Source organism: Janthinobacterium glycogeni (genome assembly GCF_051380725.1).
In the GTDB taxonomy this organism is placed as follows: Bacteria; Pseudomonadota; Gammaproteobacteria; order Burkholderiales; family Burkholderiaceae_D; genus Janthinobacterium.
The window spans coordinates 107,449-130,202 of the sequence record NZ_JBNYXP010000011.1 but is presented as its reverse complement, the minus strand read 5'-3'; the positions used below and the strand labels follow the sequence as shown (position 1 = coordinate 130,202).

The following is a 22,754-nucleotide window of genomic DNA, read 5'->3' as shown; positions in this document are numbered from 1 at the left end:
AGGACACCTCGCGGCGGGGCACTGTAATTATATACAGTATCGCTGGAAATGCCCGTGGATGCAAGTTGAAACGCACGAGCACGGCGGTTGCTTTTCTCAATAGCAAGATTACAATCCTGACATAACTATTCAAAGGAGTCACCTTGTCTATCGCCCATCACGCTGCGCGCCGCCGGTCCGTCTGGTCATCCCTCTTGCCGGCCCTGCTGCTGTCCACCTTGGCGCCATGCGCGCTGGCCGCCGATGCCGCCCCCGTGGCCGCCAAGACGGCCTGGCAGGAAACGCGCCACGGCACCGTCGTCACGGACGACTACCGCTGGCTGCAAAAGAAATCCGATCCTGCCGTGATCGATTACCTGAATGCGGAAAACGCCTACACGGCCGCCGTCACGGCCCCGATCCAGCCGCTGGCCGACAAGCTGACTGCGGAAATCAAGGGCCGCATGCAGGAAGTGGACCTGTCCGTGCCTGCGCGCCAGGGCAATTTCTACTATTACACGCGCATGGAGGCGGGCAAGCAATACCCGCTTCATTGCCGCCGCCCTGTCGGCGCGAACGGCGTCTACGATGCGCAAGCGGTCGAAGAAATCCTGCTGGACCAGAATCAATTGGCCGAAGGCCACAAATTCTTTGCCGTGCGCGCCTTTGCCGTCAGCCCGAACGAACAATTGCTGGCCTACACCACGGACACGACGGGTTTCCGCCAGTACGAATTGCATGTGAAGGATTTGAAAACGGGCAAGTTGCTCACCGACAGCATGCCTAGAGTCACATCCCTGGCCTGGGCGGCGGACAACGCCACCCTGATGCTGACCCAGGAAGACGCCACCACCAAGCGCGCGGACCGCTTGTTCCGCCTGGCCCTGGGCGGCACGCCGCAGCAGGTCTACCACGAACCGGTGGAGCAGTTCGCCCTCAACCTGGGCCGCACGCAGGACAAGCGCTACTTCGTGCTGACCTCGGGCAGCACGGACACCAGCGAAGTGCTGTTGTTGCCAACGAACAAGCCTGAAGGCAGCTTCCAGAGCGTGCTAAAACGCGAAAAAGGCCACCGCTACGGCATCGAGCACCGCGACGGCCAGCTGTATATCCTGACCAACAAGGACGCGAAGAATTTCCGCGTCGTCAGCGCGCCGCTGGCGGCCCCGCAGCCGAAGAACTGGAAGACCGTCGTGCCGCACAACAAGGACGCCGTGATCCAGTCCCTCGACGTCTTCCAGGGCTACCTGGTAGTGATGGAAAAGGCCAGCGCCCTGAACCGCGCGCGCATCTACGATTTCGCGCACAAGAACTGGAAAACGGTGCAGTTCGACGACCCCGTCTACCTGGCCACGGCGGCCGGCACGCCTGAGTTTTCCGCCACGCAATTTCGCATGTCCTACCAGTCGCCCGTCACGCCACCCACCGTCATCGACGTCAATATGCAAAATGGCAAGCGCACGGTGCTGAAGCAGCAGGAAATCGTCGGCGGCTTTGACGGCAGCCGCTACACGACGCAGCGCCTGTGGGCGAAGGCGCGCGATGGCGTGCAAGTGCCTTTGTGGGTCGTCTACAAGAAAGGCGTCAAGCTCGACGGTTCCGCGCCGCTGCTGCTGTACTCGTACGGTTCGTATGGCATCTCGACGGAAGCCACTTTTTCCATCAGCCGCATCAGCCTGCTGGAGCGCGGCGTCATCTATGTGCAAGCGCATATCCGCGGCGGCACCGACATGGGCGAAGCGTGGCATGAAGACGGCATGCTGATGAAGAAGAAAAACACCTTCCATGACTTCATCGACAGCGCCGACTACCTGGTGCGCGAAAAATGGACGAGCCCGAACCGCCTGATCATCCAGGGCGGCAGCGCCGGCGGCTTGCTGATGGGCGCCGTCGTCAACATGCGCCCCGAGCTGTTCCACGCCGTGCACGCGGCCGTCCCGTTTGTCGACGTGATGAACACCATGATGGATGCCAGCCTGCCCCTGACGACGGGCGAGTACCTGGAATGGGGCGACCCGAACCAGAAGGCTGCCTACGACTACATGCTCAGCTACTCGCCTTACGACAACATTGCACGCAAGAATTATCCCGCCATGCTGGTGACGACGGGCCTGAACGACAGCCAGGTCATGTACTGGGAACCGGCCAAGTATGTGGCCAAGCTGCGCGCGTATAAAACGGACAGCAATCCATTGCTGCTGAAAACGAATATGGGCGCCGGCCACGGCGGCGCTTCGGGCCGCTACAACGCCATCCAGGAAAACGCTTTCAATATGGCGTGGATGCTGTCCCAGTGGGATATCACGGAATAATGTGAAAAAAGCGCTTGCAGAAGGATTTTAGCCATCCTATAATAGCGCCTCTTCCAGACGTGGTGACAAACGTCGGGATGGTTTTCTGAGACAAGCAACGGGTGCTTAGCTCAGTTGGTAGAGCGGCGCCCTTACAAGGCGTAGGTCGGGAGTTCGAGCCTCTCAGCACCCACCAAATCAGAAAACTGTCCAGTGCTTCATGGATCAGCAACACAGATCATACGAGCTTGGAGTGGTAGTTCAGTTGGTTAGAATACCGGCCTGTCACGTCGGGGGTCGCGGGTTCGAGTCCCGTCCGCTCCGCCAATAAAAGAAAAGCCCTTTGGTTCCTGGAACCGAAGGGCTTTTCCCATTTCAGCAGCGGAAATCGCGCCAGCCCCCCCCTTCCTGAACATTTTTGCGTTTTTCAGCAAAAAAACTGCGGTTATCCCTCAAGAATAGTTGCACAAGCGGGAAAGCGCCCCCTATAATAGTGCCTCTTCCAGACGTGGTGACAAACGTCGGGATAGTTTTCTGGGTATGCGGGTGCTTAGCTCAGTTGGTAGAGCGGCGCCCTTACAAGGCGTAGGTCGGGAGTTCGAGCCTCTCAGCACCCACCACCAATGCAGAAAATTATCCAGTGCTTCATGGATCAGCAACACAGATCATACGAGCTTGGAGTGGTAGTTCAGTTGGTTAGAATACCGGCCTGTCACGTCGGGGGTCGCGGGTTCGAGTCCCGTCCGCTCCGCCAATAAAAGAAAAGCCCTTTGGTTCTCTGAACCGAAGGGCTTTTCCCATTCTGGGGTCAGACCCTCAACAGCGCCAACGTCAAGCTCAACGCTAACTTATCCGGGGGTCTGACACCGGCTGTTAGAATCAGCGCTACCCTGACTCCGCCCCTGCCCGCATGCGCCTGCCCCGCAGTCTTCCCCCCTATTCCGCCTTGCGCTTGCGCCTGGCCCATCATGCGTTGCTGCAATTTGCCGCCAGCCTGGCCAGCTCCATGGAAATTCTCGTGTTCCTGGCCGGTCCCGTCCTGCTGGGCCTGCTCAGCGTCATCGCCCTGCCCGGCTTTCTCGCCATGAGCCAGCCTTGGCCGGCCGCCGTGGCTATCATCGTCACGCAGACCGTCCTCACTTGCCTGCCCGCCTGGCTGCTGCGCAAACGGCTGCTGCCGGCAAGTACCGCCGCCTGGCTGCGCCAGCTGCCCTTGCCGCCGCGCCTGCGCTGGCAAGCCGATATCGCCGTGGCCGGCCTGCTGATGCTGCCGCTGGGCCTTGCCTATGCCGTCTCGGCCGCCGTCTGGCTGGTGCAGTCGCCGCCGTGGCTGCGCCCCATTGCCGCGCCCGGCATGGCGGCCACCGTCGGTGCCTGGCTGCTGGCCTGGCTGCTGACGGCGTGCATCGTGGCGCAACGCCTGCGCGCGCCGCGCCCCGCACAAAAAGCGCGCCTGCCCACGATGACGGCCTATGTGCCGCAGCGGCCCCGCTGGACTACCCTGTTCCTGTGGCGCCAGCTGTTCTGGCTGCCCTTCTGGCGCAACGACAATGTGATCGGCCTGCAGCAAAGCGTGCTGCTGGCCACGGCCGGCGCCAGCATGCTGGCCTGGCTGCTGCGCGCGCCCCTCGTGCCCGCACCGATGCTGGGTTTGCTGGCCAGCGCCAGCCTGGTCATTGTGACGGACCGGGGCGACAAGGCCGTGCGCGAGCAGATCGCCGTGCTGCGCCCCGCGCTGAACGCCTGGCCGCTGGCCGGCACGTCCTTGCTGCGCCTGGCCTGCGCGGCCAGCCTGCTGCCGCCGTTTGCCGTGCTGCTGGCCGGTGCTGTCTTGCTGTACGCCACCGATCCCGCCGCCTTGCAGCAGCGCGTAACCGGGGTATATGCCCTCACCGCCAGTGCGGCCCTGCTGGCCATCGTCGGCCTGCCCCGCCTGACGGCGCGCGGCCGGGTCTCCCTCGTCGTCCTGTCCATCCTTGCCTTGAGCGCCATCGGAAGCGAATTATGGAATTGAACCTGCCTACTCCCGTGCTGCACATCGAGCACCTCGATTTTCACTTCCCCACGCACAGCGTCTTCCAGGGGTTCAACCAGCAATTCGGCCCCGGCATCACCTGGCTGCGCGGCGCGAACGGGGCCGGCAAGACGACCTTGCTGAAGCTGGCAGGCGGCGCCCTGCTGCCCGCGCGCGGCGCCATCCGCCTGAATGACGTCGACAGCGGCTTCATGCCGCTGGCCTACCGCGCGCAAACCTTCTATTGCGGCGGCGACGCCCCCGCCCTGCCCTGGCTGCAAGTGCACGAGTTTCTCGACCTGCACCTGGCCCTGTATCCGGGCAGCGACCAGGCCCTGCTGAACGACGAGCTGAGCGCATTTTCCCTGCTGCAGACCTTACAGCAAAGCATCACCGCCCTGTCCCTGGGCCAGCATAAAAAACTGCAACTGGCGCTGGCCCTGGCCTTGCCCGTGCGGCTGCTGCTGATCGATGAACCGTTCAACGGCCTCGATGCGGCGGCCATGGCGCACCTGCGCGCGCGCCTGGCCGATGCGGCCCGTCTGGCGCGCCAGTGCATCGTGCTGACCAGCCATCTGGCGCCGGATGTGCCGCTGGCGGACACGGTGGAAATATAGACAGAAAATACAGCTTTGCAGATCGACCAAGGACAGCTTAGGATGCCGTGTTGCAAAATCCGGCGATCCCGGTGCAACCACGACGACAACACGGCGCGCTTATTCACCGCGCCAGGCTTATTCTTGGAGATTAATATGTTGAACACCTACCGCAACGCCCTGGCCATCCTGTGCGCCATCCTTGCCACCTCGGCCAGCGCCGCCGGCCCCACGGGCACGGCCGCCGACTATGGCACGCCGGCGCACCACGGCGCCGCCCAGCGCAGCATCGAACTGCAGGCCGATACGCGCCACATCAACGTCACGCGCGGCGAAACCGTCACCATCGCGCGCGCCGGCCAGCGTTTTACGTGGCATGTGCAGACTTTTAACCATCAAACGACATTCGCCCTGAGCGACATCGCGCCGAAGGACATGCCCGTTGACGGCATCGCCGTGTATGTGGCCGCCAATCCCCTGTATGCGGGTAGCTGATTTCCTGCGCCCATAAAAAAAACCGGAACCACCTCGCGGCGTTCCGGTTTTTTTCAGCGTGAAGATTTACGCCGTCAATGCTTCTTTCGCTGCGGACTCATCGACCACTTCCTCGTCGTCCGAGCGGATCAGGTGGTCAAAGGCGGACAAAGCTGCCTTGGCGCCTTCGCCGGTGGCGATGATGATCTGCTTGTACGGCACCGTGGTGACGTCGCCGGCCGCGAACACGCCGGGGATCGAGGTCTGGCCGCGGGCATCGACTTCGATTTCGCCGTGGCGCGACAGGGCGACCGTGCCTTTGAGCCACTCCGTGTTCGGCACCAGGCCGATCTGCACGAAGACGCCTTCCAGCTCGACCTTGTTCGATGCGCCGCTGTTGCGGTCCGTGTAGCTCAGGCCATTGACGATCTTGCCATCGCCGTGGATTTCGGTGGTCTGCGCCGACGTGATCACGGTCACGTTAGGCAGGCTGTGCAGCTTGCGTTGCAGCACCGCGTCGGCGCGCAATTCCGCGCCGAACTCGATCAGGGTCACGTGCTTCACCAGGCCGGCCAGGTCGATCGCCGCTTCCACACCCGAGTTGCCGCCGCCGATCACGGCGACGCGCTTGCCCTTGAACAAGGGACCATCGCAGTGCGGGCAGTAGGCGACACCGTGGTTGCGGTATTCCTTCTCGCCCGGCACGTTGATTTCGCGCCAGCGGGCGCCGGTGGCCAGGATGACGGTCTTGGCTTTCAGCACGGCGCCAGTCGCCGTTTCAATCTCGATCAGCTTGCCTGGCGTCAATTTCGCGGCGCGCTGCGTGTTCATGATGTCGACGTCGTATTCCTTGACATGCTGTTCCAGCGCCACGGCGAACTTCGGACCATCGGTTTCCTTGACGGAAATAAAGTTTTCGATTGCCAAGGTATCGAGCACCTGGCCGCCGAAACGCTCGGCCAGCACGCCCGTATTGATGCCTTTGCGGGCCGCGTAGATGGCCGCTGCCGCACCGGCTGGGCCGCCGCCGACGATCAGTACATCGAACACGTCTTTTTTCGACAACGCTGCCGCCTGGCGTGCTCCGGCGTTGGTGTCGAGCTTGGCGAGGATTTCCTCGACATTCGTGCGGCCCTGGCCAAAGTGTTCACCGTTCAGGAACATCATCGGCACGGCCATGATCTGGCGCGCTTCCACTTCTTGCGGGAACACGCCGCCATCGATGGTGGTGACCTTGATGCGCGGGTTGATCACGGCCATGGCATTCAAGGCCTGCACCACTTCCGGGCAGTTATGGCAGGAAAGCGAAATAAACGTTTCAAACTCGTAATCGCCGTCGAGATTGCGGATCTGCTCGATCACGGCGTCGTCGAACTTGATGGTGTGGCCGCCCACTTGCAGCAGCGCCAGCACCAGCGACGTGAATTCGTGGCCCAGCGGCACACCGGCGAAACGCACGCCGATGTCGGAGCCGGTACGGTTGATGCTGAACGACGGGGTCCGTACGCCAGCGTCAAGGCGCTCGACCAGCGTGATCTTGTCGCTCAACAGGACTATCTCCTGGAGCAATTCCTTCATCTCGCGGGCTTTTGCGCTGTCATCGAGAGAAGCGACCAGCTCAAGCGGATACACCACTTTTTCCAGGTAGGATTTCAGTTGGGTTTTGAGGGTTGCATCTAACATGATTTTTTCTTCCTTTACAAATATTTAGGCGAATGCCGGGCCGGACGCCCGGTCCGGCATCGCGGTAACTACTTGTTTGCTACGTCGTGCATCGAGACTTAGATCTTGCCAACCAAGTCCAGCGATGGGGTCAGGGTTGCTGCGCCTTCCGTCCATTTGGCTGGGCACACTTCGCCTGGGTGAGCGGCAACGTATTGAGCTGCCTTAACTTTGCGCAACAGTTCCGATGCGTCACGGCCGATGCCGTTGTCATGCACTTCCAGCACTTTGATGAAGCCGTCAGGATTGATGACGAAGGTACCGCGCAGTGCCATGCCTTCTTCTTCGATCATGACTTCGAAATTGCGCGACAGCGTACCGGTTGGGTCGCCGATCAGTGCGTATTGCACTTTCTTGATCGCGTCCGAGGTGTCGTGCCATGCTTTGTGCGCGAAGTGCGAATCGGTCGAGATGCCGTAGACATCGACGCCCAGCTTCTGGAATTCAGCGTGGTGATCGGCCAGATCTTCCAGTTCGGTTGGGCAAACGAAGGTGAAGTCGGCTGGGTAGAACACGAATACCGACCACTTGCCTTTCAGCGACGCTTCCGTCAGGTCGACGAATTTGCCATTGTGGAATGCGGTTGCCTTGAATGGTTTAACTTGGGTATTGATGAGCGACATTTCATTTCCTCTCGTGTGGTGAATCAGTAAGACTCTAGTGTAAGGGCTTTTAACCCATATGCAAAATTGATTGTAGCAATAGTTTCAATTGGTTTTAGCTATCACGACAGTATGGGAACTCCATGATAGGCAGTTCCCACAGGATTGAACAGCGACAAAAAGGGTTCCCTTTCCTGCCGCCGGGTCTTTAATTTTTGAGTTCTTCCGGTACCTTGCCGCCGTTTTCCGCCAGCTTGATCATCACCTGGCGGTGCAGCCAGATATTCATGCTGGCCGAATCGTTGGTGTCGCCGGTGAAATGCAGTTCTTGCGCCAGTTCCTTGCGCGCGGCCAGGCTGCTGTCAAGTTGAAGCAGTTTCATCAGGTCGACGATGGACGTGCGCCAGTTGAGTTTTTCCGCGTTCTTGCTGGCCAGGTCGACCAGCACCACTTCCACGTCCACCACGGGCACGGCAGCCGCTGGTGCAGGTGCAGGTGCCGCCGGTGCTGCCGCCGCTGGCGCGTCGGTAGCGGCAGCTGGCGTGGCTGCGGGAGCAGCGTCGGACGAATGGTGGAAGATCTTGTTGTAGATATTGCTGAAAATGCCCATGAGGTCACCTCGAGTTGAGTGAATGGAAGAAGAGTTGCCTGCGCACCCGGTACAGATACCGGGGACAGCTGAAGCCGGGCGCAGGCGCCAGCCCATCGAGTATAAGCCCGTTCAGGCCGGGAGCCCTGTCCCGCAGGGCCAACGGAAATCTGGTGGCAGGGCACGCCTGTTTCAAGGGAGCAAGGGCCGCTGGGCGTGCAGCAGCGCATCGAACGCTTCGATGGCCAGCGGCGGCGCAAACAGCTCGCCTTGCGCAAAATCGCAGCCGATCTCCAGCAGCCGCGCGCGCTGCTCTTCAGTCTCCACGCCTTCCGCGATGACCTGCAAGCCCAGCTTGTGGGCCATGGTGACGATGGCTTCGCACAGCGCCAATTCGCTGGCGCCGGACGCCAGCTTGCACACCAGCACGCCGTCGAGCTTCAGGTAATCGAGGCGGCATTGCTGCAGCTGCGTCAGCGAGGCATGGCCGCTGCCGAAGTCGTCGAGGGCGATCTGCAAGCCCGCCTCGCGCAAGTGCTGCAGGCGTGGCGCCATGCTGGTGCCGCCAGGTAAAAGTACATCTTCGCGCAGGTCGAGCACGATAGCCGAGGCCGGCACATCGAGCGCCAGCAGCTGGCGCAGCCAAGTGCCGGGCGCCTCGACTTCGCGCTGCAATTCCAGTGACGACTGGTTCAGGCACAGTTGCAGCCCCGGCAAGCCGATGGCCTGGCCCTGGGCACGCCAGCGCCGCAGCTGCGCGGCCGCCGTGCGCAGCACCCAGTCACCGATCTCCACGATCAAGCCGCTGCTTTCGGCCAGCGCCAGGAAATCGGGCGGGCACACGACGCCCCGCTGCGGATGGTGCCAGCGCAGCAAGGCTTCCGCTTTGGCAAGTTTGCCGCTACGCAACTCGACGATGGGCTGGTAGTGCAGCTGCATCTGCTGTTCGCACAGGGCCGTGCGCAAGTCCGCGCCCAGGCGCATGCGGTTGACGGCCGCCACCTGCATGGCCGGCGTGAAATAACTGTAGCGGTTGCGCCCCGCCCCTTTCGACACATACATGGCCTGGTCCGCATGCTTGAGCAAGTCCTCGATCGTGCCCGCATCGTCCGGATACAGCGTGATGCCGATCGAGGCGGAGACGAAGGCCTGCTCCTGCCCCAGCAGGAACGGCGCCAGCAAGCCGTCAAGGATTTGCCGCGCGATGCGGTCGACTTGCTGCAAATCGTCGAGGTCGGACAGGATCACCGTGAATTCATCGCCGCCCAGACGCGCCACCGTATCGGTCTCGCGCACGCCCACGCGGATGCGCCGCGCCGCCTCGATCAGCAGAATATCGCCCTGGTGATGCCCAAGCGTGTCGTTGACCTCCTTGAAATGGTCGAGGTCGATGAACAGGATGGCCACGCGGCTTGCGTCGCGCCGGCCCTGGGCCAGCGCCAGGCGCAGGCGCTCGTGGAACATGCGCCGGTTCGGCAATTGCGTGAGGGTATCGAAATTGGCTTGCTGCCAGATCAGCGCTTCCGTTTGCCGCTTGTCCGTCACGTCTTCCAGCATGCACAAGTGGTGCGGCCCGCCATGGCGCGCCGTGGCGATGGCCGTCACCGAGGCATCGACCCACACCACGCCGCCATCAGGACGCACGATGCGCTTGGCGTAGCGAAAGCCCTGCATGCGCCGCACCAGCAGCTGCGCCACGTGGGCTTGCTCGCCCGCCACGTCGTCGGGATGGCTGATCTCCATCCAGCTCGTCTGCTTCATGTGCTCCAGCGTGCGGCCGGCGATGGCCAGATAGCGCGGATTGATATCGAGAAACTGTCCGCTCACGGTATCGATCAGGGCGATACCCATGGGCGCCTGCTCGAACATGGTGCGAAAGCGCAACTCTCCTTGCCGGATGGTGTCCTCGGTGCGGCGGCGCTCGCGCGCCAGATTGCTGAAATGAAAGGCAGCCGACACGGCCAGCAGGCTGCCCGCCACGCCCAGCGACAGGTACAGCCAGCCGAGGTCCGCGCCTGGCACGGGGCGATACAGGAAACCCTGGTAGGCGCGGCTGTCCGTGGCATTGCGCGGCAGCACGCCCATGGCGGCATAGGTCGTGGCGATATGCTGCCAGCGCTGGGGATTCATGTAGCCCGGCTCCACCAGCGTAGGCTGCAGCAGCAGCTCCATCTGCTGGGCCTCATACAGCAGGTGCGCGCGGTCATGGCGCTGACTGTATTTGACATGGATCAGTTGCGCCATTTCCTCGCGGTGCGCCATCGCGTATTGCCAGCCGCGCAGGCTGGCCGCGCGGAACGCTTTCACGCGCTCGGGATGGCGGCGCAGTTCCTGTTCGCTGGTAAACAGGTTGTCGCCATAGAAATCGATGCCGGCCGTGCGCGGCGTAAACTGGTAATAGGGAAAACCCGCCCGGTCCAGATAGTCCGGTTCGTTGGTGGAATACGCGGCAATCGCATCGACCTTGCCTTCGATCAAATCCTCGATCCGGTAGCTGGGCGGCAAGTGGCGCATCTGCTGCGGCGCGACGCCCATTTTCTTCAGGAATAGCGACACTTCATCGGACGCGGACGCCACATCGGTGGGCGCGCCTATCATCACGGGCGCGCCCACCAGCCGGCGCACATCGGGCGCGCCGCCATGCTGGCGCATCAGCAGCACGCCGGGTGAATGCTGGAACACGACGGCCAGCACCACCACGGGTTTACCGGCCAGGCGGCTGAGCAACAAGGTGCTGTTGCTCACGCCATACTCGGCCTGGCCCGCCAGCACGGCCGCCTCGGCACGCGGTGCACCGCTGCCTTCGACCAGCCTGACTTCCAGCCCCGCCTCGCGGTAATAGCCCTGCTCGATGGCCGCGTAATAGCCGGCGAACTGGAACTGATGCGTGAAATTGAGCTGCAGGGAGACGGGTTCCAGCGCCCGGGCCGGCGGGGCCAGGCACAGCAGCAGGAAATAGAGGCCGCGCCAGCCGTGCGCCAGCCTGCCGGCGAGCGGCAAGACTAGGCGGAAAGCATCGCTTGCTTTCATCGGCATGGCGGAACACCACAGGAAGCTGCCGAGCTGGCAGGGGTAAGGCTATTGTAGCCGCCCCTTTTGCCGTTGGATAATTATTTCAGTCAGGACAAGTGCGTTGATGTTTTTAGCAAACAATTGCGCGTTTGTTTGCGCTAGAACACGACGCCGGCCACCAAAATGACGTTGGCATACGGACTGCACTCGCCTGTGCGCACGATGGCGCGCGCGCCCTTGCTCAATTGCTTGAACTCCTCGTGCGTCACTTGGCGCGCATCGGGCAAGGCCAGCGCCGCCACCTGCGCCGCCATGGCCGGGTTATGCTGCGGCAGTTCGCTGGCGAGCAGATGGTATTCCACCTGCATTTCAGTCAGTACCGTGTTGACGGTATCGATGAAGCCGGGGATACCGCGCGTCAGGGCCAGGTCGATCAGGGGCACGCCTGGCTGCGATGGCAGGCCCGCGTCGCCGATGACAAGCATGTCGCCATGACCGAGCGAGGCGATCAGTTGCGACAGCGCGATATTGAGCAGCGGTGATTTTTTCATGGGCGTGGTGTCGTTAGAACAGCTCGTGCAAGTGGGGAATCGAGGTTTGCGCGCCGGGCTTGGTGACGCTCCAGGCGGCCGCGCGCTGGCCTTGCTGGATCGCTTCGGCCTCGTCCATGCCGGACGCCAGGCCCGCCACAAAGCCGCCGATGAAGGTATCGCCGGCGGCCGTCGTGTCGACGGCTTGCACCGCTTCGGCCGGGAAGGTGTAATCGCCGCCATACAGGGCCGCGTGCACGCCCTTGGAACCCAAGGTGATGATGACGTTGTCGCTGCCCAGTTTTTGCAGCGCGGCGGCCAAGGCCTTGGCATCCGCGCCTTCCGGGCTGACGCCGGCCAGCATGGCCGCTTCGATTTCATTCGGAATCAGGTAGTCGACCAGTTCCAGCACGCCTGCCGGCAAGCTGGCCGCAGGGGCGGGATTGAGCACCACGGTCTTGCCCAACGAGCGGGCCAGCTTGATGGCGTGCACGACGGTGGCCATCGGCGTTTCCAGCTGCAGCACGACGATGTCCGCCTGCTCGATCAGCTCTTTGGCCGCGTCGATATGCGCGGGGCTGAGCAGATCGTTGGCGCCGCCGGCGATCACGATGCTGTTCTGGCCGTTGTCGTCGACGAGGATCGAGGCGATGCCCGAAGCCACGCCCGGCAAGGTCGTGATGTGGCTGTCGATGATGCCGTCGCCGACGAGCGCCGCGCGCAACGTCGCGCCGAACGCGTCGTCGCCCACGCAGCCGACCATGGCCACTTGCTGGGCGCCCGCCACCTTGCCGCTCAGGCGCGCGCAGGCCACGGCCTGGTTGGCGCCCTTGCCGCCAGGAATAGTTCTAAACGCGCCGCCCGTCAGGGTTTCGCCGGGCAGGGGCATGCGCGGCACGCGCAAGACCAGGTCCATATTGATGCTGCCGATAACCACGATCATGATGTCATTCCCATCAGTTCAGTTGCAGGAGAAGAAGTAGGTACAGCAGAAGGTACGGTGGCGGCCACGCTGGAGCCGCGCACGTGCAGTTCAGGTGCGATGCTGCGCTGCTGGCGCGGCAAGGCGGGGTCGGCGATGCGCGCCAGCAGGCAGGCCGCCGTGATGTGGCCCAGCTCACGCGTATTTTGCGCCACGCTGCTCAAGGCCGGATGCACGAAGCTGGCCAGGTCGATATCGTCGAAACCGACGACGGCCAGTTCGCCCGGCACGGCAATGCCGCGCTCGGCGGCGGCGCGCAGGGCGCCAAACGCCATCAGGTCATTGCAGCAGAACAGGGCGTCGGGGCGCTGGTCTTGCGGCAGCGCCAGCAAGTCCAGCGCGGCCGCATAGCCGCCCGCGCTCGTAAAATCGCCATGGCGGCACAGGGCGTCGGCCAGGACCACGCCCGCGTCCGCCATGGCGCTGCGCGCGCCATCGATGCGCTCGTTGGAAATGCTCACTTCGCGCGGACCGGCGATGCAGGCGAGGCGCCGGCGTCCCAGTCCCAGCAAGTGGCGCGCGGCCAAGGCGCCGCCAGCGCGGTTGTCGACGGCCACCGCATCGATGGCCAGGTCGCTGGGCGCGCGGTCGAGCAGCACGGCCGGCACCTTCATCTTGCGCAGCAGTTCGCCATCGCTGTCGGCCAGCGCGGACAGAATCAGGCCATCGCAGCGCTTGGTCAGCAGCACGTTCAGGTAATCGCGCTGCTTGACGGGGTCGTCATCGGAATTGCACAAAATCACGCTGTAGCCGGCCGCGTAGCAGCTGTCCTCGATGCCGCGCGCCACCTCCGAGAAATACGGATTCGTATTGTTCGGAATGATCAGGCCGATGGTGCCCGTGCTGCGGCTGCGCAAGGAACGCGCCAGCGCGCTGGGCACGTAATGCAGTGCCTCCGCCGCCGCCAGCACGGCGCGGCGCGCCTCGTCGCTGACGGGACGGGTATTATTGAGGACGTGCGAGACGGTGGTAAACGACACCCCCGCCGCCTGCGCCACTTGCTTGATGGTTGCCATGGGCCGGTATTATGAACGCTCGCCGCGGCGGCGGTAAGTGTCAAGCACCACGGCGGCGACGATCACCAGGCCCGTGACGATGCGTTTCACGGGTTCCGACACGCCCACCTGCGCCAGGCCCGCTTCCAGCACGGAAATGATCAACACGCCGATAAACGTGCTGATGACGGAACCGCGCCCGCCCATCAGGCTCGTGCCGCCAATCACGACGGCGGCGATCACCTGCAATTCCATGCCCACGCCGCCGTTCGGGTCGGCCGCTTCCAGGCGCGAGACCTGGAACAGCGCGCCCACGCCGGCAAGAAAGCCCATCAAGGCAAATACCAGCACTTTCGACGGCTTCGTATTGATGCCGGACAGCCGCACGGCTTCCTCGTTCGTGCCGATGCCGATCCAGTGGCGTCCCAGCACCGTGCGCGTGAGCACCAGGTGGCCGATGACGACGATGGCGATCGAGGCGATGAAGGCGGGCGACAGGCCGAAGGCGATCGGCGAACTGATGCCGTCAACGGCGCTGCCGATGTATTCCGTGCGCGAGTTCGTCACTTGATAGGCCATGCCGCGCGCCATTTCCAGCACGCCCAAGGACACAATGAACGAGGGAATGCGCCAGCCGACGGAAATGAGGCCCGTGGTCGCGCCGCACAGGGCGGCGACGAACATGCCCAGCAGGGCCGCACTCCACACGGGCCAGCCCCAGTGCACGACGGCCAGCGACAGCACGGAAGCGGCCAGCGCCATCACGGAACCGACGGACAGATCGATGCCGCCGATGATCAGCACGAACGTCATGCCGACGGCCATCACCACCAGGGTCGGGATGTTGTTCGACAGGGTACTCAAGGTCGCCAGGGTAAAGAAGTTTTCGCTGGCAAACGAGAACAGCACGCACATGGCCAGCAGGGCGCCGATCAGGCCCGCATAGTTTTTCAGGTCGGCCAGGCTGCGCTGCAGATACGAAGGAGAGGAGTTGGTGGTCATGGGAATCTTTCCGGCGGATCAGGCCGCAGCTGGAGTGGAATTAGGGGTCAAATAGCCGGAGAAGGCGGCCGACAGCAGCGCGTCCTGGCTCCAGGCGCCGCGCTCGAAGGTATCGACGATGCTGCCCGCGCTCATGACGGCGATGCGGTCGCAGATCAGCATCAGTTCGCGCAAGTCGCTCGAGACGATGACGAGGCCCTTGCCCTGGCGCGCCTGTTCGGCCAGCACCTGATAAATATCAAACTTGGCGCCGATATCGATGCCGCGCGTGGGCTCGTCGAACAGCATCACGGGGCAGTCGCGGTACAGCCAGCGGGCGATCACGACCTTTTGCTGGTTGCCGCCAGAGAGTTCCGCCACCGTTTGCGCGCTGTTGCGCGAGCGGATGCCCAGGCGCTGAATATAGTCGTCGGCCACCGACGCTTCGGCCGCGTCGTTGAGCCAGCCCGCGCCACTGACCGTGTCCAGCGACGCCACGGTCGTGTTGACAGCGATCGACTGGCGCAGCAACAAGCCCTGGCCCTTGCGGTCTTCCGTGATCATGGCGATGCCGGCCTGCACGGCTGCCTGCGGCGAGTGCAAGGCGGCCGGTATTTCGCTGTCGCCGAGGAAAATTTCACCGGCGTCGGCGCGGTCGGCGCCGAAGATCAGCCGCAACAATTCCGTGCGGCCCGAGCCGATGAGGCCGGCGATGCCGAGGATTTCGCCGGCGCGCAAGTCGAACGACGTCGGGTTGACCACCTTGCCGCGAGCCAGGCCGCGCACGCGCAGCAGCGGGGCGCCGATGGTGCGCCCGCTCAGGTCGACGGCATCGTCGGCCGAGCGGCCCACCATCAGGCTGACCAGGTCGGCGGCGGAGTGGCCCGCGATGTCGTCATCGCACACGAGCTGGCCGTCGCGCAGCACGGCGATGCGGTCGGCCACGCGCTTGAGTTCTTCCAGGCGATGGGAAATATAGATGATGCACACGCCTTCGGCCTTCAGGCGTTCGATCTGCAGGAACAGCAGTTCCACTTCGCGGTGCGTCAGCATGGCCGTCGGCTCATCGAGCACCAGCAGGCGGCAGGCGCCGATCAGGTTGCGCGCGATCTCGATCATCTGCTGGTGGCCGATGCCCAGCTCGCCGACTAACGTCCACGGGTCGAGACCGCCCAGGCCCACTTTGTCCATCTGTTCGCGCGCGTCGCGTTCGAGGCGGCCGCGGTCGATGAAGCCGAAACGCTGCGGCAGATTCTTCAGGTACAGGTTTTCCGCGATCGACAGCGTGGGAATCAGATTAAGTTCCTGCATCACCATGCGGATGCCCAGCGCCTCGGCGGCGCCGCGCGAAGCGGGCTGGTAAGGCTTGCCGTCGAGCAGCATCGTGCCCGTGGTAGCTTGCTCCAGGCCGCAGATGATCTTCGACAGGGTGCTCTTGCCCGCGCCGTTCTCTCCCGTCAGCGCCAGCACCTGGCCTGGGGCGAAGCGCAGGCCCACGCCGCCCAGCACGGGGCCGACATAAGACTTGCCGATGTTGTCCAGGGTCAATAGAGGGATGGCGGCTGAGGGCGCCGGGGGGATGTCGGTAGGCATGGTAAAACTCCGCGGAAAAAGGCGGCGGGGCCGGCGCCGCGCGCTCGGACAGAGACGCGGGCGCCGGCTCCGGCGGGATCAGACGATCAGGACTTGGCGCCCTTGGCGACCAGTTCGACCTTGGTTTCGATGACGCCACCGAGATCGGCCTGTTTCTTCTTCTGCGCCAGCGCTTTGAGCACGGTGTCGATGCCGAACACGGCTTGCTGCGAACCGAACTGGTCGGCGGTAGCCAGCACGCGGCCATCGGCCAGCATCGGCTTGATGGCGTTGATGTTGTCGTAGCCGACGACGAGCACTTTGCCCGTCTTGCCTGCCGCCTTGATGGCGGACACGGCGCCGATGGCCATGTTGTCGTTACCGCACAGCAAAGCCTTGATGTTCGGGTTGGCGTTCAGCATGGCGGCGGCCACCGTGTTGGCGGGAGCGATTTCCCACTGGCCCGACTGCACGCTGACGACCTTGGCGCCGGCCGCGTTCATCGCGTCCTGGAAGCCCAGGGTGCGCTGCTGCGCGTTGTAGGTGGTGGAGACGCCCTCGATGATGCCGACGGGATCGCCCTTCTTGATCTGCTTGGCCAGGAAGTCGCCGACGACCTTGGCGCCCTTGCGGTTGTCCGGGCCGACGAACGGCACGGTGATGCCCTTCTCTTTCAAGGCGCCCTCGTCGAGCTTGTTGTCGATATTGACGACGATGATGCCCGCGTCGATGGCTTTTTTCAGCACCGGCACCAGCGCTTTCGAATCGGCCGGGGCGATCACCAGCGCGTTGACGCGCGAGACGATCATTTGCTCGACCAGTTTGATCTGGCTCGACGTATCCGTTTCATCCTTGATGCCGTTCGACAGCAGGTCGTACTTGGCGGCATTGGCCTTCTGATGCGCCTTGGCGCCATTTTCCATGGTCAGGAAAAATTCATTGGCGAGCGACTTCATCACCAGCGCCACCTTCGGCTTGGCAGGTGTCTGCGCCATGGCCGGCACGGCGGGCAAAGCACATACCAGGACAGCGGCGGCAATCATTTTCAGGCGAATACGGGATGTCATGAGCGTCTCCAGAGTTGTTGGTCAAGCACGTGTACTGCATGCTTTTTAGGAAATTCGTTGCGCGCAAACGTTTGCGCGAAGCGAATAGTGCCTCAATGCCCTATTACAGTGCAAGCAAAACTGTATGTGCGGTGCAGCAAAAAGGGAGCGCCCAGAGGGAAAGGGACAGGCCGAGGCGATCGGCCTGCCGAGGGGAAATGCGCGGAAGTCAGGCGTTTGTTGCGGGACGGGCGCTGGCCCACTGCACGGCCAGTACGCTGGCCAGCACCAGCAGCAAGCCCAGCATTGACCAGCCCGTCATGGCCTGGCCCAGCAAGGCCCAACCCAGCACGACGGCCATCAGGGGGCTGAGCAGTCCCAGCGAGGACACGGCCACGGGCGACAGCCTGGCGATGCCGCGGAACCACAGCGCATACGCCAGCAGTGCGCCGGCCAGGCACAGGTAGGCGTAAGCCAATACTTGCTGCAAGGACAGCGCCGGCAACGGTGCGTCGGCCAGCCAGGCGACGGGCGCCAGCATCAGGCCGCCGAGCAGCAATTGCCAGCCCGTCAGCGCCAGTACGGGCAAGTCCGGCTTCCAGCGCCGCGTCAGATAGGTGCCGGCCGCCATGCAGGCCGTGCCGCCCAGCGCGGCGGCGATGCCGATCGGTTCCCACACGGTGCGCGGCGACAGCAACAAGACGCCCATGCCCAACACGCCGAGCACGCTGGCGCCCAGGGCCAGGCGTGCCGGACGCCGTCCTTCCACGCCCCAGGCCAGGCCCATCACCAAGAGCGGCTGGATGGCGCCCACCACGGCCGCCAGGCCGCCGGGCAAACGGTAGGCGGCCACGAACAGCAGCGCCTGGAACACGCCGATATTGAGCGCGGACAGGATCAGCACGCGGCCCCAGTCGCGCCGCGCGGGCAGGCGCCGCATCAGCAGCAGCAACAGCAGGCCGGCCGGCAGCACGCGGATCAGCGCCGCCGTGAACGGGCGGTCCGGCGGCAGCAGTTCGGACGTGACGATATACGTGGAACCCCAGATCATGGGCGCCAGCGCCGTGAGCAGAATATCGCCCCAGGCGGGGCGGACAGAAAAGGTGGACATGTACTATCTCGACATCAAGATAAAAAGCCAGTGTGGGCGCGAACTATCTTGATGTCAAGATAAATTGACGGATGGAGCGGCGCCTGGCGGGCGTAAAAAAGCCCGGCAGGGCCGGGCTGCGGGAAAGAGGCAAGGCGGCATGCTGTGCCGCCTGCCGGATGCTTAATCGCGCACGCGCTGCAGCACCGCGACCGGCATGCCGCCGACGGTGAGCGTGGCCACGTTGTTGCTGTTGCTTAGGGTGATCTGCATGGCCATGCCGCTCCCCTCTTCCGAGACGATCGTCACGACATTGCCTTCGGTGGCAAACGTGGCCGTGCTTGCGTTGCCGTTCTCGATAATGCTGTCCTGTGTAAATTCCAGGATTTTGCCCGTCGAGCCCTTCCATTTGCCCACCAGCGGGTGGCCGCCAAAGCGGAACAGGCTTTTCAGCATGTCCAGCATGCCCGCTCCTTGCGCACCCGAGGCATTGCGCATGGCGCCCGCCATGGCCATGGCGGCCTGGTGCATTTTCGCACGGTCGGTGACTTGCCATTGCTTGTCGACCAGCGCCAGCGGCAGTTGCACTTCCAGGCCGCCGCCCGGCAAGCGTTGCAGGATCAGCGCGCGGTCGGGCGATTTGACGAGCCATGCCGCCTCATCGCTCAGCGCCAGGGTAGCCGTGGCCATCGCCGTCGGCTGCCCGCCTATCTCGCGCACCTGCTCGTAGCCGCTGACACTGGCCACTTTCACGCCCTTGGCCACGCACAGCTTGTCGCCACGCAAGGCCGCCTTGCCCGGCGCGGCCAGCGCATAGACGAATTGCGATTGCGCCAGCCAGCCGCCGCTGCTTTGCTCGACGGGAGCGTTGTACAAGCCGCCACGCACGAGGATATCGAGCCATTGTCGAGTGGAACTATCGTACGACGCCACGCGGATTTCTTCCTTCTGGTACGGCAAGTTGGCGAAGCAGAGCAGCTTGTCGCGCGCCGCCTCATCGGCCGCCAGGTGGGCATCGATGGCGCGGCCAAAACTGCTGGCCGACGCCGCTTCCGGCGCCAGCAGCCATGCCAGGGCGCCGCCGGCCACGATGACCGCCGTCAGCGCGCCGCCGGCGATCATGAGGTGGCGCCGCTTCACGCCGGACAGCGCCGGTGTCGCGGCCGGCGCGGGTGCCGGGGCGGCGTTGACGGCCTTGCCGCACTCGTCGCAAAAGCGCGCGTCAGGCGCGTGGGCGGTGCCGCACTGTTTACAGAATTGCGCCATGGTCTGCCTTACTTGAGTTTATGCGCGCATTCGCCGCAGAACACGTCGTCGGACGCGACCGGGGCCTTGCAGCTCGGGCAGTGCAGGCTGTCCGCCGGTGCCGCCGGTGCCGCAGGCGCAGAGGGTGCTGCAGGGGCGGAGGTCTGTTCGGCCAGGGCACGCGCGCGTTCACGCGCTTCTTCGGCTTTCTTCTTGACCGTGGCCAGCCCGTCGTTCAGGCTCGCTTCCGAGGCGCTGAAATCGACATTGCGCGTGGCGTTCAGGTAAATGATGCACACGCCCTTGGTAAAGATCAGGCCGGGCACCACAGCCGCGGCCGCCATCAGCAAGCCGCCGCCCAGACCCGCTGCGATGATGTAGCCGGAACCGCCACTCAGCCCCGAAGCCAGGGAATACATATTCATCTGGCCGCCCAGGCCCAGGATGCCAGCCGACATGCCGCTGGTCAGCGACACGCCGGTACCGACCACGCCAAAGATCAGCAGCGCGACAAACATCGTGATCAGGAACAGCAACACTTCCAGCAGGATCACCGACACCAGCTTGGTGCGCACGATCAGGTTCAATCGGGCAATGATCTGGAACACGGTGGCGCCCGACCACGCGGCTGGGCCGGCCAGCGGCAGCATCACGTAAAACAGCGCAAACACCAGCACGCCCAGCACGATGGCCGACAGCGGGAAGACCAGCGTGTACAGCACGGGACCGAGCACGGGGATCTTGCAGACGAACAAAATGATGGCGATGGCGATCATGGCCGCCAGCACGATCAGAAATTCCAGGAACACGACCGCGATCAGGCGGTGGCTCGTGTACAGCGAAACGAGCACGGCATCCACCAGGCTCAAGCCAGGCTGGCCCTGGGCATCGCGCATCAGCAGGATGCCTACGGCGTTGGAGCCGTAAAACATCACGAGGAAGGCCATCAGGCCGCCCAGGAAGCCCAGCAGCACGCTGCTCATGCTGCCGGCGAGCATCGTCAGTACGCCACCGACGAGCACGGCGCCGATGAAGGTCAGGGCCAGCAGGGCAATTGCGCGGAAATTCTTGATGGCGTCGGTCGCTTCGATCAGCGAACCGAGCGCGGAGGAAAAGGGAAGAGGTTTAGATGCTTCTGTGGAAATGGTCATGTCTAGCCTGGATGGGGGTAAATCGGGGAACGGAACGGCCGGCATGGCCGCCCCGTGGCAATCAGTGTCAGTAAGCGCGGGCCAGTTGCAGGTCGGACGCGGGCGCCTGGCGCTGGACGATCTGCAGCTTGACGTCCTGGCCGCCGACGCGCTTGCTATTCAGGTACAGGGCCGTGCGTACCGGGTAAATGCCCTGCGGCACACCTTCCGGCATGGGAATCGAAAAGCCGCCCTTGTAGGCGCCGCTGCCGTTATTGCTGCTGACCACCTTGCGCACGGTCTTGATCAGCTCGCCATTTGGCTTGTACAGGCTCAATTCCTCCTCCACCAGCGGGTTCGGATCGCGCGTGCCGGCCGCCACTTCGATATACGAATTGGTCTGCGCCTTCTGGCCCGGACGTACGGAAGACGGCGTAAAGCCCGTCTCGTATTTCACCAGGGTCGACTGCTCGGGCAGCTTGCCCTTGTTGGCCACCTTGTAGTCGGCCTGTACCTGCTGCGACGTCTTGACTTGCTGGCTTTGATAATTCAGGGCCACGCAGGCGAGCGCGCCCAGACTGGCGCCCAGTGCCGCGCCGCGCACGGTATTGTTGCCGCCGCCCAGCAAGCCGCCCACGACGGCGCCGATGCCGGCCAGCATTGCCGTATTGCATTCGCCGCTGGCCGCTTCCGTGCCGGCGGTGGTGGTATTGCCCGTGGCGCCAGGACCGCCTGGCGCGGCGCAACCGGCCAGCATCGAAGACACGACCAGCAGCGCCACCATGGGCTTGGCAATTTGTTTCAAGTTTTTCACGTTATTCTCCGGAAGGATCAAAATAGGAATGAAAGGCAAGCCGCGCGGCTTACTCGATCTGGATTTGCGACAGCGCCTTGTCTTGCGCTTCCTTCGCCTTGCGCTTGATGTCGAGCGCGTAACGGTTGCCCGTGTCCATGCGCAGCACGGCATTCGCGTTGGCAATGGCGCAGTCGTACTTGCGCTGGCTCATGCAGTGGCTCGCTTCCGACAGGCTGTCCGTGATCACGCTTTCCAGACCAGAAGACTTGCTGGCAGGCGCAGCCGGCGGTGTCACCTTGACGGGTTTGGCCGGCTTTTCCACGATAGGGGCCGGGGCGGGTGCCGGGGCGGGAGCGACTGCCGGCGCTGGAGCAGGCTCGGCGGGGGCCGCCGCAGGCGTGGCGGCAGGCTCGGCCGCCGTGGCGCCATCGAGCACAGGGTCGCTGATAGCCAGCGGCTGCTCGGCGGCAGGCGCAGGTTCCGCCTGCGCTGGCAAGACTGGAACAGCTTCCGGCGCCGGTGCAGCCGGCTTGCTTGACATAAAAAAGTAAGCGCCCGCACCGCCCAGCAGTACTACTGCGGCGACGGCTGCGGCGATCAGTTTCTTGCGGCTGCCCGCCGCTGGGCTGTCCTCCGGCACATCGGGCGCGGGCGCCGGTTCTGGCGCAGGCGCAGGTGAAGGAGCGGGATCGGCACGGCGCTTTTCCAGCACGGGCGGTGGCGGTGGCGGTGGCGGTGGCGGTGGCGCGACAGGCTCCGGGATGAAGACGGGAACGGGTTCCGGAACAGCTTGCTCGAGCATTTCTGCCACTGGAGCGGGCTCAGGAACAACCACACTCACTGGTTCAGGAATCGGCGCCGAAACAGGTGCCGTAACAGGTTCTGGCGGCACCACTGGCGCCACGGCAAAGCTGAACGCGCATTTGGGGCAGAACTTGGCGTCGGGCTTGCAATCATGGCCGCACTGGCCACAGGATTTGCCTGGCACCGCAGCGGCGGCGGTCGTGGCAACGGCAAACGTCGTGCCGCAGGATGAACAGAATTTTGCGCCCGGCTTATTCTCGGCTTGGCAGGAAAGGCATTTCAATTGGCATCTCTTTTCATATCA

Annotated in this window: 19 protein-coding genes, 4 tRNA genes and 1 pseudogene; 8 read left to right on the top strand and 16 right to left on the bottom strand. The window is 63.7% G+C overall.

Going from position 1 to position 22,754, the window contains the following annotated elements:
- Positions 1-143: 143 nt before the first annotated feature.
- The 8 genes from ACQ4W4_RS22495 to ACQ4W4_RS22460 all read left to right on the top strand — a co-directional run bounded on the left by ACQ4W4_RS22495 (position 144) and on the right by ACQ4W4_RS22460 (position 5,375).
- Positions 144-2,291, top strand: a complete 2,148-nt coding sequence (locus ACQ4W4_RS22495; protein WP_436543838.1) for a S9 family peptidase — start codon at positions 144-146, stop codon at positions 2,289-2,291.
- Between the two features lie 99 nt (positions 2,292-2,390).
- Positions 2,391-2,466 (top strand) — tRNA-Val (locus ACQ4W4_RS22490).
- Between the two features lie 54 nt (positions 2,467-2,520).
- Positions 2,521-2,597: transfer RNA gene (locus tag ACQ4W4_RS22485), tRNA-Asp, on the top strand.
- Between the two features lie 217 nt (positions 2,598-2,814).
- Positions 2,815-2,890 (top strand) — tRNA-Val (locus tag ACQ4W4_RS22480).
- Between the two features lie 57 nt (positions 2,891-2,947).
- Positions 2,948-3,024 (top strand) — tRNA-Asp (locus ACQ4W4_RS22475).
- A 156-nt stretch (positions 3,025-3,180) separates the two neighbouring features.
- A complete protein-coding gene (locus tag ACQ4W4_RS22470; RefSeq protein WP_436543837.1) occupies positions 3,181-4,284 on the top strand; it encodes a hypothetical protein in 1,104 nt (367 codons plus the stop codon).
- Positions 4,275-4,901, top strand: a complete 627-nt coding sequence (locus tag ACQ4W4_RS22465) for an ATP-binding cassette domain-containing protein (protein WP_436543836.1) — start codon at positions 4,275-4,277, stop codon at positions 4,899-4,901. The genes ACQ4W4_RS22470 and ACQ4W4_RS22465 overlap by 10 nt, the downstream gene beginning before the upstream one ends.
- 135 nt (positions 4,902-5,036) lie before the next feature.
- On the top strand, positions 5,037-5,375 hold the full coding sequence (locus ACQ4W4_RS22460) for a CzcE family metal-binding protein (protein WP_436543835.1): 339 nt from the start codon (positions 5,037-5,039) through the stop codon (positions 5,373-5,375).
- Positions 5,376-5,441: 66 nt separating this feature from the next.
- Here the strand turns inward: ACQ4W4_RS22460 and ahpF are convergent, their stop codons facing one another.
- From ahpF to ACQ4W4_RS22380, 16 genes and pseudogenes are all read right to left on the bottom strand, one after another.
- Entirely contained in the window at positions 5,442-7,037 is a 1,596-nt protein-coding gene (gene ahpF, locus ACQ4W4_RS22455; protein WP_436543834.1) for an alkyl hydroperoxide reductase subunit F, read from the bottom strand.
- A gap of 98 nt (positions 7,038-7,135) precedes the next feature.
- Positions 7,136-7,699 (bottom strand): alkyl hydroperoxide reductase subunit C, encoded by a 564-nt coding sequence (ahpC, locus tag ACQ4W4_RS22450; RefSeq protein WP_034780873.1) that lies wholly within the window; start codon positions 7,697-7,699, stop codon positions 7,136-7,138.
- A 187-nt stretch (positions 7,700-7,886) separates the two neighbouring features.
- Complete coding sequence (locus ACQ4W4_RS22445) at positions 7,887-8,288, bottom strand: DUF3597 domain-containing protein (protein WP_436543833.1); 402 nt, start codon at positions 8,286-8,288, stop codon at positions 7,887-7,889.
- Between the two features lie 171 nt (positions 8,289-8,459).
- A complete protein-coding gene (locus ACQ4W4_RS22440; protein WP_436543832.1) occupies positions 8,460-11,303 on the bottom strand; it encodes an EAL domain-containing protein in 2,844 nt (947 codons plus the stop codon).
- Positions 11,304-11,437: 134 nt separating this feature from the next.
- Positions 11,438-11,830 (bottom strand): D-ribose pyranase, encoded by a 393-nt coding sequence (gene rbsD, locus ACQ4W4_RS22435; RefSeq protein ID WP_436543831.1) that lies wholly within the window; start codon positions 11,828-11,830, stop codon positions 11,438-11,440.
- Positions 11,831-11,843: 13 nt separating this feature from the next.
- A complete protein-coding gene (gene rbsK, locus ACQ4W4_RS22430) occupies positions 11,844-12,752 on the bottom strand; it encodes a ribokinase (RefSeq protein WP_436543830.1) in 909 nt (302 codons plus the stop codon).
- Complete coding sequence (locus ACQ4W4_RS22425) at positions 12,749-13,807, bottom strand: LacI family DNA-binding transcriptional regulator (protein WP_436543829.1); 1,059 nt, start codon at positions 13,805-13,807, stop codon at positions 12,749-12,751. Before ACQ4W4_RS22425 ends, rbsK begins: the two co-directional genes overlap by 4 nt.
- Positions 13,808-13,816: 9 nt before the next feature.
- On the bottom strand, positions 13,817-14,788 hold the full coding sequence (locus ACQ4W4_RS22420; RefSeq protein WP_070303783.1) for an ABC transporter permease: 972 nt from the start codon (positions 14,786-14,788) through the stop codon (positions 13,817-13,819).
- A gap of 18 nt (positions 14,789-14,806) precedes the next feature.
- Positions 14,807-16,360, bottom strand: a complete 1,554-nt coding sequence (locus ACQ4W4_RS22415) for a sugar ABC transporter ATP-binding protein (RefSeq protein ID WP_436543828.1) — start codon at positions 16,358-16,360, stop codon at positions 14,807-14,809.
- An 86-nt stretch (positions 16,361-16,446) separates the two neighbouring features.
- Positions 16,447-17,406, bottom strand: a complete 960-nt coding sequence (locus ACQ4W4_RS22410) for a sugar ABC transporter substrate-binding protein (protein WP_070219455.1) — start codon at positions 17,404-17,406, stop codon at positions 16,447-16,449.
- A gap of 208 nt (positions 17,407-17,614) precedes the next feature.
- Positions 17,615-18,496, bottom strand: coding sequence for an EamA family transporter (locus tag ACQ4W4_RS22405; protein ID WP_436543827.1), 882 nt, complete (start codon positions 18,494-18,496; stop codon positions 17,615-17,617).
- A gap of 162 nt (positions 18,497-18,658) precedes the next feature.
- The gene (locus tag ACQ4W4_RS22400; RefSeq protein ID WP_436543826.1) at positions 18,659-19,741 is read right to left on the bottom strand and encodes a zinc-ribbon domain-containing protein; all 1,083 of its coding nucleotides are present in this window, start codon (positions 19,739-19,741) and stop codon (positions 18,659-18,661) included.
- Positions 19,742-19,749: 8 nt separating this feature from the next.
- Positions 19,750-20,871 carry a hypothetical protein gene (locus tag ACQ4W4_RS22395; protein WP_436543825.1) on the bottom strand — a complete coding sequence of 374 codons (1,122 nt, stop codon included), beginning with the start codon at positions 20,869-20,871 and terminating at the stop codon, positions 19,750-19,752.
- Positions 20,872-20,938: 67 nt separating this feature from the next.
- On the bottom strand, positions 20,939-21,664 hold the full coding sequence (locus ACQ4W4_RS22390) for a hypothetical protein (protein ID WP_139841592.1): 726 nt from the start codon (positions 21,662-21,664) through the stop codon (positions 20,939-20,941).
- A gap of 49 nt (positions 21,665-21,713) precedes the next feature.
- Positions 21,714-22,448: a hypothetical protein gene (locus tag ACQ4W4_RS22385; protein ID WP_436543858.1), complete on the bottom strand. Its 735-nt coding sequence runs from the start codon at positions 22,446-22,448 to the stop codon at positions 21,714-21,716.
- A gap of 129 nt (positions 22,449-22,577) precedes the next feature.
- Positions 22,578-22,733, bottom strand: a pseudogene (locus ACQ4W4_RS22380) (double zinc ribbon domain-containing protein); the annotation flags it as partial.
- Positions 22,734-22,754 lie beyond the last annotated feature (21 nt).